This is a genomic window from Streptomyces sp. NPDC016469 (assembly GCF_040632905.1).
Taxonomy (GTDB): Bacteria; Actinomycetota; Actinomycetes; order Streptomycetales; family Streptomycetaceae; genus Streptomyces.
On the sequence record NZ_JBEYCQ010000013.1, the window covers coordinates 135,084 to 148,833 of the forward strand.

Consider the following 13,750-nt stretch of genomic DNA (forward strand, 5'->3'; position numbering starts at 1 on the left):
TGACCGCCATGCGCAACCGCCCGATCCCCGGCAGCTCCGGAGTCGTCCGCACCATGAGCCTGCTCGGCGACCCCGTCCTGCACGCGGCGTGCGAACCGGTCACGGAGTTCGGCCCCTCGCTCGCCCGGCTCGTCGAGGACATGTTCGCCACGATGTACGAGGCGCGGGGCGTGGGGCTCGCCGCCAACCAGATCGGTGTGCCGTCGCGGGTGTTCGTCTTCGACTGCCCCGACGACGAGGACGTGCGCCACCTCGGGCATGTGGTGAACCCGGTGCTGGTGGAGGCGGACGGGGTCACGGTGCGCGGCTCCGAGGGCTGCCTCTCGCTCCCCGGTCTTGAGGCCGGCACTCCGCGCTTCGACCACGCGGTGGTCGAGGGCGTCACCGTGACCGGTGAGCCGGTCCGGATCGACGGCACCGGGTTCTTCGCCCGCTGCCTCCAGCACGAGTGCGACCACCTGGAGGGCCGGGTCTACACCGACCGGCTGACCGGGCTGCGCCGCGCCCGGGTGCTGCGCGCGGCCCGCCGGGCGCCGTGGGCGCGTACCGGCTGACCACGCCCTCCGATTGACGGCCCGTCAGAAACCGGGCCCGTCCTCGCGGTCGCCCGCCGCGGCCAGCCTGCCCCAGAGGAGGTCGGCGAGGCTGCGGACCAACTGCTCGCGCGAGCAGGGGCGTTCGCCCAGCCACCAGTCACCGGCCGCGTGCATCATGCCGACGATGCCGTGGCCCCAGATCCGGGCCATCGCCTCGCTGTCCGGGCCGAGGTCCACCCGCTCCGCGATCACCGTGGCCAGTTCCTCGCCCAGGCGGCGCAGCAGCGGTGCGGAGTGCCGGCCGACGTCGAAGCCCTGCTCCGGGGAGGGGGCCGAGTCGTCGGACGGGTGCATCAGGAAGCGGTAGACCTGCGGGCGCGCCTCGATCGCCGCGAGGTAGGTGTCGAGCGTCGACTCGACCCGGGCGCGCCGTTCCGCGGGGGCGTCGAGCGCGGCGCGCAGGGCGCTCAGCAGCGCGTCGGTGTGCCGCTTGGCGAGGGCCCGGTAGAGCCCGCCCTTGTCCCCGAAATGGCGGTAGAGGATCGGCTTCGTGATGCCCGCCTCCGCCGCGATGGCGTTCATCGAGGCCCCGGGGCCGTCCCTGAGCACCACGCGGTCGGCGGCTTCGAGCAGCTCCCGGCGGCGGCGCTCGGCCGTGGTCCGCTGGCGCTCGGCCTGTCGTGTGGTCCCCATGTCGTCTCTCCACCCCTGACCGTGCCTGTCCGTCGTGCCTGCGCAACGTAACACCCTGTCCGGCGGGGTGCGGATGGCGTCTCATGCGGTTGACACAGGCTACTTGCCAGTAACAGACTGTTGTTACCGCAAGTAACGAGGCGTTTCGACGGCAGTACGTGGAGGGGAACATGGCCGAGTTCACGCTTGAGCTCAACGATGACCAGAAGCAGGTCCGTGACTGGCTCCACGGCTTCGCCGCGGACGTGATCCGTCCGGCCGCTTCGGAGTGGGACGAGCGTGAGGAGACGCCCTGGCCCGTCATCCAGGAGGCGGCGAAGGTCGGGATCTACTCCCTCGACTTCTACGCCCAGCAGTTCTTCGATCCTACGGGGCTCGGCATCCCGATGGCCATGGAGGAGCTGTTCTGGGGCGACGCCGGCATCGCCCTGTCGATCGTCGGTACGGGCCTGGCGGCCGTCGGCGTCCTCGCCAACGGCACCGAGGAGCAGATCGGCACCTGGATCCCGCAGATGTACGGGGACGCCGACGACGTGAAGGTCGCGGCCTTCTGCTCCTCCGAGCCCGACGCCGGTTCCGACGTCGCCTCGATGCGCACCCGCGCGGTCTACGACCAGGCCAAGGACGAGTGGGTGCTCAACGGCACCAAGACCTGGGCGACCAACGGCGGCATCGCCAACGTTCACGTGGTGGTCGCGGTCGTCGACCCCGAGCTCGGTTCCAAGGGCCACGCCTCCTTCATCGTCCCGCCGAACACTCCCGGCCTCTCCCAGGGCCAGAAGTTCAAGAAGCACGGCATCCGCGCCTCGCACACCGCCGAGGTCGTCCTGGAGGACGTGCGCGTACCGGGGCACTGCCTGCTCGGCGGCAAGGAGAAGCTGGACCAGCGCCTCGCCCGCGCCCGCGAGCGCGCCGCCACGGGCGGCGAGCGCGTGAAGAACGCGGCGATGGCCACCTTCGAGGCGTCCCGCCCGGCCGTCGGCGCCATGGCGGTCGGTACCGCCCGGGCCGCGTACGAAGTGGCGCTCGACTACGCCAAGACGCGGACCCAGTTCGGCCGCCCGATCATCGACAACCAGGGCGTCGCCTTCCAGCTCGCCGACATGCGGACCCAGATCGACGCGGCCCGGCTGCTGGTCTGGCGCGCCTCCTGGATGGCCACCACCGGCAAGCCGTTCGAGTCCGCCGAGGGCTCCATGTCCAAGCTGTACGCGAGCGAGACGGCCAAGAAGGTCACCGCCCAGGCGATCCAGATCCTCGGCGGCAACGGCTTCACCCGTGAGTACCCGGTGGAGCGCATGCACCGGGACGCCGCGATCTACACGATCTTCGAGGGCACCAGCGAGATCCAGCGCCTGGTCATCGCCCGCACCCTGTCGGGCATGCCCATCCGCTGACCGCGTCGCGAGGCGCTCCCGGCCCCCGTCCCACCGGCACGTTCCGGGAGGACGGGGGCCGGGGCCGTGCAGCACTCACGATGGTGTGCACCTGCCATGTACCTGTAGATTCCCGGTGGAGATCGTGACCGGGTGATGGAGGGGGCAGGGCATGGCGAGAGCCGGGGCGGGACGGATCGCGGTGACCGCGGCGGCGGCCTTCGGGCTCGTGGCCACCGTGCAGACGACGGCGCACGCCGAGCCCCGGACGGTCGACGCGGTCTTCGGCGGTTACGGGGAGTGGAACGCCGACCCGTACGGCACCGCCACCGGCGACTCGATCCGCGCCTGCGACACCGTCGCCGACGGCTGGAGCATCGAGGTGAAGCTGGACATCGGCCGGGACGGCACCTGGGACCGCATCGCCACCACCCGCGGCCACACCTCGCCGTACTGCACGCCGTGGAAGACCGGCAACATCAAGGAGGGCACCCCCGTCCTCGTCCAGGTGGCGAACGTGGGCGGCGATGCCACTTACCCCAAGGGCTCCGTACTGCTCAGCCGCGCCTAGGCGGGCAGCTGGGCCTCGATGGCCTTGACCAGCTCGGGCGCGTCCGGCTCCGTGCGGGGGCGGATACGGGCGACCGGCTCACCCGCCGGGGAGATCAGGAACTTCTCGAAGTTCCACTGGACGTCCCCGGCCTCGCCGTCGGCGTCCGCCACCTGGGTCAGCTCCGCGTACAGCGGGTGCCGGTTCGCACCGTTCACCTCGGTCTTCTCCAGCAGCGGGAAGCTCACCCCGTATGTCGTCGAGCAGAACGTCTCGATCTCCTCGGAGGTCCCCGGCTCCTGGCCGCCGAACTGGTTGCACGGCACACCGAGCACGGTGAACCCGCGGTCTCCGTACTCCTTCTGGAGCCGTTCCAGACCGGCGTACTGCGGGGTCAGTCCGCACTTGGATGCCACGTTCACCAGCAGCACGGCCTGCCCGCGGTAGTCGCCCAGCGACGTCGGCTCGCCGGTGAGGGTGCGCAGCGGAATGTCGTACAGCGTCATCGATGTCTCCTCGTCGGTGTCTTCCCGGCCCATTCTCACCCCAGGGAAGCGTCGGCGACGCGGCCGACCGCCTTGTAGTAGAAGGTCGTCGGCTTCAGGACCCCGTCCGGCCCGGCCGCGTAGTCCGGAACGGAACCGCACTCCGTCCACCCCGCCGCGCGGTACAGCCGCTCCGCGGGGCTGCCGCTCTCGGTGTCCAGGACCAGGAGCGTGACGCCGTCCTCGGCCGCCGCGCGCTCGGCCGCGGCCAGCAGCTCACGGCCGAGCCCCCGCCCGCGTGCCGAGGGGCGGACCATCAGCTTGGTCACCTCCGCGCGGTGGCGGGCGTTGGGCAGCGGCGCCCGGACCAGGCCGATGGTGCCCGAGATGCGCTCCCCGTCCCGGGCGATCCACGCCTGAAGCCGCCCCGCCTCCACGGACGCGGCCCGGGCGCGCCACCACTCGGCGGCGGCACCCCGGTCCAAGGGCGCCAGGAAGCCCACGGACGAGCCTTCCTCGACAGTCTCCACCAGCAGGGCGGCCAGCTCATCGGCGTAGGTGACCAGCTCGGGGCCGGACACCGGGACGATCTCGGTCATGGGGGCAGGTCCTTCCACGGAACAGCGAGCGCCTGGCCGAATCCCCTACGGACCGGCCGCGACGTGATCGTAGGCGGTGCGCGCCACCCGCCCCCTGCCCGCCGTACTGCCGGACACGCGTCCTCATGACACTCTGGAAGCGGAACGTCCGGTTCGGCTCCGGTCCGCGCCGGGCGACCGCGCCAGAAAGGGAGGCCCGACATGGGCAACACGGGCAGCGCACCGGCGGCTTCACACGGCACCAACGGATCACACCATCCAGCCCGCGCGGGCTGGACCGCGTTCGCCGCGGTCCTGATGATCTTCGGTGGTGCCATGGCGATCTTTCAGGGCATCGCGGCCATCGCCAAGGACGACGTGTTCGTCGCCACGCGCAACTACGTCTTCCAGTTCAATCTGACGGGCTGGGGGTGGATCCACCTCATCCTCGGCATCGTCATCGTCCTCGCCGGTTGCGCACTGTTCACCGGGGCCTTCTGGGCGCGGGCGGTGGGCGTGGTCCTCGCCGGGCTCGGAGCACTGGCCAACTTCCTGTGGCTACCGCACTACCCGCTCTGGTCCATCGTGCTCATCGCCATCGACGTCTTCATCATCTGGGCGCTCTGCGCGGGCCCGGACCACCGCGCGAAGGCCTGACGGGGCCTTAAGGCTCCCTCAGCAGAACGAGCGTGTCGCCCGGAGCCGGCTCCGGGCGACCACTCTGTGTGGCCGGGACGAGCCGGCCCTCCGGCCGCACCACGAACAGCATGTGCTCCCCGGGCGCCGGCGGGCTGTCCGCCGGCCGCGTCACCACCCGCGCGCCGGCCTCGTACTTCCGGGCGATCTCGGGCCGGGTGAGACCGGGCCCGAACAGGGCCTCGCCGTCCGTGTACGGGGCCACCACACCGTGGTTCGCGGAGGGCGGGGCGAGCCGGCCGATCTCCCCCTCGACGCTCTCCCGGAGCGTGAGCGACGCCAGCGCGTTGAAGTCGTCCTCGCCGGTGAGCAGCAGCACCGAGGTGATCCCCTCCAGCTCCGCACCGGCGCCGGTGGCCGAGGCGAGCAGCTCGCCGGGCGCCAGCTTCAGCCCCGCCGCCGTGATCCGCGCCCGCTCCTCCTCCGCGCCCGCCCACATCAGCACGTCGAGCCCCGCCGCGCTCAGGGCGCCCGCCAGGTCCACCGCCCAGGGCGCCCCGCCCACCAGCAGCGGCCGGGACCGGGCGGGCCGCAGCACCCCGAGCCGCCGCGCCGCCGGGAACGCCGTCAGGCCGTAGAGCGTCACCGCCGCCACGATCACCATGAAGGTCGCGGGCAGGATGCGCTCCGCACCGGCGATGTGGTGCCCGGCCAGCTCGGAGGAGAACGTGGAGGCGGTGGCCGCGGCGACGATGCCCCGGGGCGCCATCCAGCCGATGAACCACCGCTCCCGCGCGGGTACGTCGGTGCCGGCCGCCGCGAGGTGGGCGATGAGCGGCCGGGTCACCAGGACGAGGAGAGCGGTCAGCGCCAGCGAGGGCAGCACCACGTGCCGCAGCGACGCCGGGGTGACCGTCGCCGAGATGGAGACGAAGAGCAGGCCGATGATCAGGGAGACCAGCGTCTCGAAGAACGGGCGGCGCGCCGGCAGATCGAGACCGGGCAGATTGGCCATCGCCATCCCCATGACGACGGCCGAGATCAGCCCCGTGTCGTCGCGCAGCGCGTCGCAGGCCGCGGCCACCCCGACCACGGCGGCCAGCTGGAGCGACGTCTCCAGTTCCTCGCTGAGCCGCGCCCGCCGCAGCACCAGCCACAGCACCGCCGCACCGGCCGCGCCCGCCCCCACGCCCACCGCCGCGCTGGCCAGGAAGTGCCCGAGCCCGCTGCCGAACCCCCGCCGGTCGCCCGCCACGACCCCGTGGAAGACGAGCGCCCCCAGAATGCCGCCGACCGGGTCGATCAGAGCACCCTCCCAGATGAGGATGCGCCGCAGCCGCTCCGTGGGCCGTACGAAGGCGAGCAGCGGCCCCACGACCGTCGGGCCCGACACGACGAGGATCGCCGCGAGCATGACCGCCGCCTTCGCCGACATGTCCAGCACGGGTACGGCGAAGAGCGCGGCGGACACCAGCGTCAGCAGCGCCCCCAGCCACAGCAGCCGGATCACCACCCGCCGGTTGTGCCCCCTGAGCCGCTTCAGGTCCAGGCCGAGCCCGGCGTCGTACAGGATCACGGCCACCGCGAGCGACACCAGCGGCGAGAAGGAGGGTCCGAGGAGCCGTTCGGGATCGATGTCGTCGGTGAGCGCCCCGGCGGTGAACCCGGCCGGCAGCAGCACGAGCAGTGCCGGCACCCGCAATCGCCTCGCCAGCAGCTGCGAACCGACCGCGAGGACCACGATCAGCCCGAGCCCCACGTACACCTGGTCCGCCGTCATCGACCCGCCTCCTCCAGCGCACCCGGGCGCCGGACGCGACCCGCACACCAGCGCGCGCGACCACCTTCCGTGCCGCCGCCCGGCCAGGACGCGAGGGCTCGCCTCAAGGAGCGCACCGGTTGGCCGGGACCGCCCGGACGGGCTATCCGCCGAGGTGGGGCGGCACGCACCTCACGGCCGGACGCGATTCTCGGCGGCGTCGAACGCGGGCGCGAGCGGGGCCAGTGCCGCGCGGAGCCGGCCGGCCAGTGAGCCGGCCGGCACGACCAGTCCTCCGGCACCCGGAGTCCCGGCGGTCCCGGCCGGCTGGATCCAGCCTTCCAGCGCGATACGGACGGCGGCGGCCACACTCGCCGCGAGGACGCGGGCGGTCGGCGCCGGGGTGTCGTCCAGGCGTGCCGCGACGGCCGTGGTGAGCGGGGGCTCGATGCCGGCGGTGGCGTCGAGGAAGGCGTCGCGCAGCGCGGGCCGGGTGGTGACGAGCAGCACCGCCTCCCGGCCGTGCGCACCGGGGTCCGTGTACTGCTCGACCACCGCTTCGGTGACGGCGTCGGCCAGGCGGACTTCCGCCGCCCGGGCCGTGACGGCCGCCGCGACGCGCGCCTCCCGGTCGGCGGTGACGGCCGAGACGATCGCCTGCTCGCGGCTGGCGAAGTAGTTGTTGTACGTACGCGGCGAGACGCCGGCCGCCTCGGCGATGTCCTCGACCCGCACCCGGTCGGGCCCGTGCTCGATGGCCAGGCGCAGCGCCGCCTCGCGCAGCGCCTCGCGGGTGGCCTGTTTCTTGCGCTCCCGCAGTCCCGGTGGTGTCGTCACCGCGCCAGCGTTCCACATGGGATGCGTGCACGCAAACTTGCGTGCGCGCATTTTTACTGTCAGCCTCGGCCGGACCGAACCGACGGAGAGGACGCCGCCATGCGGGCAAGAGGAATGACCTACGACACCGGATTCGTCCTGCACGGCCGCACCTCGCGCGAGCACTTCGACCTCGCGGTGGTCCGGCGCGAACTGGCGATCATCCGCGACGACCTGCACTGCGACGCCGTCCAGATCATCGGAGGCGACCCGGACCGGCTGGAACAGGCCGCCTCCGCCGCGGCCGCACTCGGCCTGGAGGTCTGGTTCTCGCCCTATCCGCTGGAGCTGGAACCGGAGCAGATCCTCACGCTCTTCCGCGACTGCGCCGCACGAGCGGAACGGCTCAGGCGGGAGGGCGCCGCGGTCGTGTTCGTCGCGGGCGTCGAGCTGAGCGTGATGAACCGGGGGTTCCTGCCCGGAGAGAGCCCCGAGGAACGGGTCGGACAGCTGATGAGCCGCCCCGAGCGGCGGGCCGGGGCGATCCGTGAACTCGGCGTGCGCGTCAACGCGTTCCTCGGCGACGCCGTGGCCGCCGTCCGCGAGAACTACGGGGGCACCCTCACGTACGCGGCCATCCAGTTCGAGCAGGTCGACTGGGCGCCCTTCGACATCGTGACGTACGAGCTGATCCGCTCCGCAGAGATCGCCGACCGGTTCCGCGACGCGGTCCGCACCCTGGCCCGTGGCCCGAAGCCGCTCGCCGTCACCGGGTTCGGCACCGCGGCCTACCGTGGCGCGGGGGACCGGGGCGGGCGGGTCCTGGAGGTGGTCGAGCTCGACCCGCTGACCAAGGACCCGGTACGGCTGGACGGCGTCTACGAGCGCGACGAGGCCGGCCAGGCCGCGTACCTGAGCGAACTCCTGGAGGTCTTCGAGACCGAGGGTGTGGACAGCGCGTTCGTCTTCCTGTTCGCCCTGCCCGGCTACCCGCACCGCCCGGACGGCGATCCCAGGGACGACCTGGACCGGGCGGGGCTGGGCATCGTCAGACTCCTCGAAGGGCGCCGGGGGCGGGCCTACCCCGACATGGAGTGGGAACCCAAGGCCGCCTTCGGGGCGGTGGCACAGCGATACCGGAGATGAGGGCCGTTACTCCCGCTTGTCGTCCCAGGGCGTGCCCAGCCAGCTGTCGAACGAGGTGATCAGCGCCGTCAGCGCCGCCGCCAGCCGCTGGTCGGTCCACTGCGCGTGTACGACGATCTCACCGTCGGAATGGAACTCGAACGGGGTCTCACCCGCAGCCCGCCAGCGGATGCGCCGGGGCCCGCGCGGCACATCGCCCCCTCCGTTCACCAGGCTGCCCACCCCGATCGCCAGCCACAGCGGAAACAGCAGCCACCACACGTACCACCAGAAGATCCGGCCCTTGAGGCCAACGGCCTCGGGGCAGCCGGTCTGGGTGACCGTCCAGCGGGTGCGCAGGCCCTTGCCCGAGCACGCCTTCTCCCGGACGACGGTGCCCAGCAACTCCCCGTAACCGCCCAGCACCTGGTACGCCGAAATCCCGTCACCGGCCGACGAGGTGACGACCGTCGCCAGTCGGGCGCGGCGCTCCGGGTCGGCCCACAGGACGAAGGAGCGGGCGCCGGTCTTCCGGGCCGCGAGGTAGGCGGGTATGCCGCCCGGCGGCAGCTCCCGCTCCAGATGCGCCAGCACCCGCGACTCCGCGCCCGGCTCGTCCGTGACCTTGACGACATGGCTGAAGGGCGACAGGGGAACGGGCGCCGGCGCGCCCTTGCGCGGCTTCCTCCCCGTCGCGACCGGACTCACTTTCAGGACGGTGGCCACGTGCGCGCTCCTCCGTTGCGATGATCGGGAAGTCGAACAGTAGCCCTACCGTCAGAGGGGGTTACGCGGACGGGGCCTCGCCCAGCCGCCGGAACAGGCCCTCCTGCACCACCGACACCAGCAGATTGCCCGCCCGGTCGTAGATCCGGCCGCGCGCCAGACCCCGCCCGCCCGTCGCGACCGGCGACTCCTGGTCGTACAGGAACCACTCGTCCGCCCGGAACGGCCGGTGAAACCACATCGCGTGGTCCAGCGACGCCATGTCGAAGCCGCGCGGCCCCCACAACGGCTCCACCGGGATGCGGACCGCGTCAAGCAGCGTCATGTCGCTCGCGTACGTCAACGCGCAGGTGTGCACCAGCGGATCGTCGCCCAGCGGCCCCACCGCGCGCATCCACACCGCGCTGCGCGGGTCCGCGTCCTTGATCTCCTCCCGCGTCCACCGCAGCCGGTCCACATAGCGGATGTCGAACGGCTGGCGCCGCGCCATCCGCTCCAGGGCGTCCGGCAGACCGCCCAGGTGCTCGCGCACCTCCTCGGCGACCGTCGGCAGCTCCTCCGGGTCCGGTACCGCCCGGGCAGGCGGCAGCTGGTGCTCGAAGCCCGCCTCCTCCGGGCGGTGGAACGACGCCGTCAGGTTGAAGATCGTCCGGCCCTGCTGGACGGCCGTCACCCGCCGGGTGGTGAACGACCTGCCGTCCCGGACGCGCTCCACGTCGTACACGATCGGCACCCCGGGACGCCCCGGCCGCAGGAAGTAGGCGTGCAGCGAGTGCACCGGACGGTCCCCGTCCGTGGTGCGGCCCGCCGCCACCAGCGCCTGCCCCGCCACCTGGCCGCCGAAGACCCGTTGCAGGGACTCCTCGGGGCTCCGGCCGCGGAAGATGTTGACCTCGATCCGCTCCAGGTCGAGCAGATCGACCAGGCGCTCGGCGGGGTTCGTCATGCCGTTCTTCTCCACTCTCACAACTGGCCCACGGACGTGACCCGCACGACCGCCCGGCCCTCCTCGTCCGACGCGGCGAGGTCGACCTCCGCGCTGATGCCCCAGTCGTGGTCGCCGTTCGGGTCGGCGAACGTCTGGCGGACCCGCCACACACCGTGCGCCGCGTCCTCGTCGATCTTCAGCAGCTTCGGACCGCGCGCGTCGGGACCGGTGCCCAGCTCCTCGTACTCGTCCCAGTACGCGTCCATCGCCTCGCCCCACGCGTCCTCGTCCCAGCCCGTGTCCGCGTCCAGCTCGCCCAGGTCCCGGACCCGGTCCAGCGCGGCCAGCTCCACCCGGCGGAACATCGCGTTGCGCACCAGCACCCGGAACGCCCGGGCGTTCGCGGTGACCGGCTTGACCTCGTCGGCCCGCTCCTGCGCCTGCTCGGCGGTCTCCACCTCGGGGTTGGCCAGCTGCTCCCACTCGTCCAGCAGACTGGAGTCGACCTGACGGACCATCTCGCCCAGCCAGGCGATCAGATCCTCCAGGTCCTCCGACTTGAGGTCGTCCGGAATGGTGTGCTCCAGCGCCTTGTACGCGCTCGCCAGATACCGCAGCACGATGCCCTCGGTCCGCGCCAGCTCGTAGTTCGACGTGAACTCCGTGAACGTCATGGCCCGTTCGTACATGTCACGGATCACCGACTTCGGCGACACCGGATGGTCGCCCACCCAGGGGTGGCTGCGCCGGTAGACGTCGTACGCGTGCCACAGCAGCTCGCTCAGCGGCTTCGGGTACGTCACCTCCTGGAGCAGCTCCATGCGCTCCTCGTACTCGATGCCGTCGGCCTTCATCTGCCCGACCGCCTCGCCGCGCGCCTTGTTCTGCTGCGCGGCCAGGATCTGGCGCGGGTCGTCGAGCGTCGACTCCACCACGGAGACCATGTCCAGCGCGTACGACGGCGAGTCCGGGTCCAGCAGCTCGAACGCGGCCAGCGCGAACGTGGACAGCGGCTGGTTCAGCGCGAAGTCCTGCTGGAGGTCCACGGTGAGCCGCACGATGCGCCCCTCGGCGTCCGGCTCGGCCAGCTGCTCCACCACACCGCCGTCCAGCAGCGACCGGTAGATCGCGATGGCCCGGCGGATGTGCCGCAACTGCGCCCGGCGCGGCTCGTGGTTGTCCTCCAGCAGATGCCGCATCGCCTCGAAGGCGTTGCCCGGCCGGGCGATCACGGACAGCAGCATCGTGTGCGTGACCCGGAAACGCGAGGTCAGCGGCTCCGGATCGGACTGGATGAGCTTGTCGAACGTGGTCTCCGACCAGGCCACGAAGCCCTCGGGTGCCTTCTTGCGGACGACCTTCCGCTTCTTCTTCGGGTCGTCACCCGCCTTCTTGACCGCCTTCTCGTTCTCGATGACGTGCTCGGGCGCCTGGGCGACGACGAAGCCCGCCGTGTCGAAGCCCGCCCGCCCGGCCCGGCCGGCGATCTGGTGGAACTCCCGCGCCCGCAGCGTCCGCACCCGGGTGCCGTCGTACTTGGTGAGCGCGGTGAACAGCACCGTGCGGATCGGTACGTTGACGCCGACGCCCAGCGTGTCCGTACCGCAGATCACCTTCAGCAGACCCGCCTGCGCCAGCTTCTCCACCAGCCTGCGGTACTTGGGGAGCATGCCCGCGTGGTGCACACCGATCCCGTGGCGTACGTACCGCGAGAGGTTCTGGCCGAACTTGGTGGTGAAGCGGAAGTTGCCGATGAGATCGGCGATCTTCTCCTTCTCCTCCTTGGTGCACATGTTGATGCTCATCAGCGACTGCGCCCGCTCCACCGCGGCCGCCTGCGTGAAGTGCACGATGTACACCGGCGACTGCCGGGTGTCCAGGAGCTCCGTGAGCGTCTCGGTGATCGGCGTCAGCCGGTACTCGTAGCTCAGCGGTACGGGACGGGTCGCCGAGCGCACCACGGAGGTCGGGCGGCCGGTGCGCCGTGTCAGGTCCTCCTCGAACATCCGGACGTCGCCGAGCGTCGCCGACATCAGGACGAATTGCGCCTGCGGCAGCTCCAGGATCGGGATCTGCCAGGCCCAGCCGCGGTCCTGCTCCGCGTAGAAGTGGAACTCGTCCATCACGACCTGGCCGATGTCCGCGTACTTCCCGTCACGCAGCGCGATCGAGGCCAGCACCTCGGCGGTGCAGCAGATCACCGGGGCGTCGGCGTTGACCGAGGCGTCCCCGGTGAGCATGCCGACGTTCTCCGTACCGAACAGCTTGCACAGGTCGAAGAACTTCTCCGAGACCAGCGCCTTGATCGGCGCGGTGTAGAAGGTGACCTTGTCCTGGGCCAGCGCCGTGAAGTGCGCCCCCGCCGCGACCAGGCTCTTCCCGGACCCCGTGGGCGTGGAAAGGATCACGTTGGCCCCGGACACCACCTCGATCAGCGCCTCCTCCTGAGCGGGGTAGAGGGTGATCCCCTGCGTCTCGGTCCAGGACGAGAAAGCCTCGAAGAGAGCGTCGGGATCGTCGGTCGGGGGGAGCTGATCGATAAGGGTCACGCCCCCATCTTGCCTGTCTTCCGCCCCGATGAGGGAACCGGACGACGGCCCGAAGATCACGGACGATACGCTTCCCTCTCAACTCGGCCACGCCGCAACGGCGGTGGCCGAGTCTCGCGCCCGGGCACCACCAGGCGCACGCGGCGACACCTACGGGGGCTCGGCAGTCATGATGGGACCGGCACACTCTCTGTCGGGGGCGGCGGCCTGGCTGGGGGTGGGAGCCGCGGCGGCGGCCACCGGCCACACCATGCCGTGGCCCGTCCTCGTCGTCGGGGCGCTGATCAGCGCGGGCGCCGCGCTCGCGCCCGACCTCGACCACAAGTCGGCGACCATCTCGCGCGCCTTCGGCCCCCTCTCGCGCGGGGTGTGCGAGATCGTCGACAAGCTCTCGCACGCCGTCTACAAGGCCACCAAGCTGCGGGGCGACTCGAACCGCAACGGCGGCCACCGCACCCTCACCCATACCTGGGTCTGGGCCGTCCTGATCGGGGCGGGCGCCTCCGCCGTCGCGATCAGCGGCGGGCGGTGGGGGGTCCTCGGGATCCTCTTCGTCCACCTGGTCCTCGCCGTCGAGGGGCTGCTCTGGCGGGCCGCCCGCGTCTCCAGCGACGTCCTGGTGTGGCTGCTCGGCGCGACCAGCGCCTGGATCCTCGCGGGCATCCTCGACAAGCCGGGCAACGGCGCGGACTGGCTGTTCACCGACCCCGGCCAGGAGTACCTGTGGCTCGGGCTGCCGATCGTGCTGGGCGCCCTCGTCCACGACATCGGCGACGCGCTGACCGTCTCGGGCTGCCCGATCCTGTGGCCGATCCCGTTGGGCCGCAAGCGCTGGTACCCGATCGGCCCGCCCAAGGCCATGCGCTTCAAGGCCGGCAGCTGGGTGGAGATCAAGGTGCTGATGCCGGTCTTCATGATCCTCGGGGGAGTGGGCGCGGCGGCGGCGATGAACGTCATCTGAGCCGCCCGGGCGCCGAATCCGGGGGCCGGCGC

14 protein-coding genes are annotated in these 13,750 nt (G+C 71.8%); 6 read left to right on the forward strand and 8 right to left on the reverse strand.

The window, feature by feature from the left end; translation table 11 throughout:
* Window positions 1–8: 8 nt before the first annotated feature.
* Window positions 9–554, forward strand: coding sequence for a peptide deformylase (gene def / locus ABZ565_RS17335; RefSeq protein ID WP_361026825.1), 546 nt, complete (start codon window positions 9–11; stop codon window positions 552–554).
* 24 nt (window positions 555–578) lie between these two features.
* Here def and ABZ565_RS17340 read toward each other — a convergent pair whose 3' ends face one another.
* Complete coding sequence (locus ABZ565_RS17340) at window positions 579–1,229, reverse strand: TetR family transcriptional regulator (protein ID WP_361026828.1); 651 nt, start codon at window positions 1,227–1,229, stop codon at window positions 579–581.
* A gap of 170 nt (window positions 1,230–1,399) precedes the next feature.
* Here ABZ565_RS17340 and ABZ565_RS17345 point away from each other — a divergent pair, with 170 nt between their 5' ends.
* Window positions 1,400–2,626, forward strand: a complete 1,227-nt coding sequence (locus ABZ565_RS17345) for an acyl-CoA dehydrogenase family protein (protein ID WP_361026831.1) — start codon at window positions 1,400–1,402, stop codon at window positions 2,624–2,626.
* 151 nt (window positions 2,627–2,777) lie between these two features.
* Window positions 2,778–3,176 carry a hypothetical protein gene (locus tag ABZ565_RS17350; RefSeq protein ID WP_361026834.1) on the forward strand — a complete coding sequence of 133 codons (399 nt, stop codon included), beginning with the start codon at window positions 2,778–2,780 and terminating at the stop codon, window positions 3,174–3,176.
* On the opposite strand, the gene ABZ565_RS17355 is transcribed toward ABZ565_RS17350, so the two are convergent.
* Both ABZ565_RS17355 and ABZ565_RS17360 read right to left on the reverse strand, forming a co-directional pair.
* Complete coding sequence (locus ABZ565_RS17355) at window positions 3,173–3,661, reverse strand: glutathione peroxidase (protein WP_361026837.1); 489 nt, start codon at window positions 3,659–3,661, stop codon at window positions 3,173–3,175. The two genes, ABZ565_RS17350 and ABZ565_RS17355, sit on opposite strands and share 4 nt — an antisense overlap.
* A gap of 35 nt (window positions 3,662–3,696) precedes the next feature.
* On the reverse strand, window positions 3,697–4,239 hold the full coding sequence (locus ABZ565_RS17360) for a GNAT family N-acetyltransferase (RefSeq protein ID WP_361026840.1): 543 nt from the start codon (window positions 4,237–4,239) through the stop codon (window positions 3,697–3,699).
* 201 nt (window positions 4,240–4,440) lie between these two features.
* On the opposite strand from ABZ565_RS17360, the gene ABZ565_RS17365 reads away from it, so the two are divergent.
* Window positions 4,441–4,875, forward strand: a complete 435-nt coding sequence (locus tag ABZ565_RS17365) for a hypothetical protein (protein WP_361026843.1) — start codon at window positions 4,441–4,443, stop codon at window positions 4,873–4,875.
* Window positions 4,876–4,882: 7 nt separating this feature from the next.
* On the opposite strand, the gene ABZ565_RS17370 is transcribed toward ABZ565_RS17365, so the two are convergent.
* A complete protein-coding gene (locus tag ABZ565_RS17370; RefSeq protein WP_361026846.1) occupies window positions 4,883–6,634 on the reverse strand; it encodes a cation:proton antiporter in 1,752 nt (583 codons plus the stop codon).
* A 171-nt stretch (window positions 6,635–6,805) separates the two neighbouring features.
* Window positions 6,806–7,468, reverse strand: a complete 663-nt coding sequence (locus ABZ565_RS17375; RefSeq protein ID WP_361026849.1) for a helix-turn-helix domain-containing protein — start codon at window positions 7,466–7,468, stop codon at window positions 6,806–6,808.
* Window positions 7,469–7,549: 81 nt separating this feature from the next.
* Between ABZ565_RS17375 and ABZ565_RS17380 the strand changes: the two genes are divergently transcribed.
* On the forward strand, window positions 7,550–8,575 hold the full coding sequence (locus ABZ565_RS17380) for a hypothetical protein (protein ID WP_361026852.1): 1,026 nt from the start codon (window positions 7,550–7,552) through the stop codon (window positions 8,573–8,575).
* 6 nt (window positions 8,576–8,581) lie between these two features.
* Here ABZ565_RS17380 and ABZ565_RS17385 read toward each other — a convergent pair whose 3' ends face one another.
* From ABZ565_RS17385 to ABZ565_RS17395, 3 genes are all read right to left on the reverse strand, one after another.
* Entirely contained in the window at window positions 8,582–9,280 is a 699-nt protein-coding gene (locus ABZ565_RS17385; protein ID WP_361026855.1) for a hypothetical protein, read from the reverse strand.
* 61 nt (window positions 9,281–9,341) lie between these two features.
* Window positions 9,342–10,226 carry an acyl-CoA thioesterase II gene (locus ABZ565_RS17390; RefSeq protein ID WP_361026858.1) on the reverse strand — a complete coding sequence of 295 codons (885 nt, stop codon included), beginning with the start codon at window positions 10,224–10,226 and terminating at the stop codon, window positions 9,342–9,344.
* 17 nt (window positions 10,227–10,243) lie between these two features.
* Complete coding sequence (locus tag ABZ565_RS17395; protein WP_361026861.1) at window positions 10,244–12,757, reverse strand: DUF3516 domain-containing protein; 2,514 nt, start codon at window positions 12,755–12,757, stop codon at window positions 10,244–10,246.
* Window positions 12,758–12,926: 169 nt separating this feature from the next.
* On the opposite strand from ABZ565_RS17395, the gene ABZ565_RS17400 reads away from it, so the two are divergent.
* Window positions 12,927–13,718, forward strand: coding sequence for a metal-dependent hydrolase (locus tag ABZ565_RS17400; protein ID WP_361026864.1), 792 nt, complete (start codon window positions 12,927–12,929; stop codon window positions 13,716–13,718).
* The last annotated feature ends 32 nt before the right edge of the window (window positions 13,719–13,750 follow it).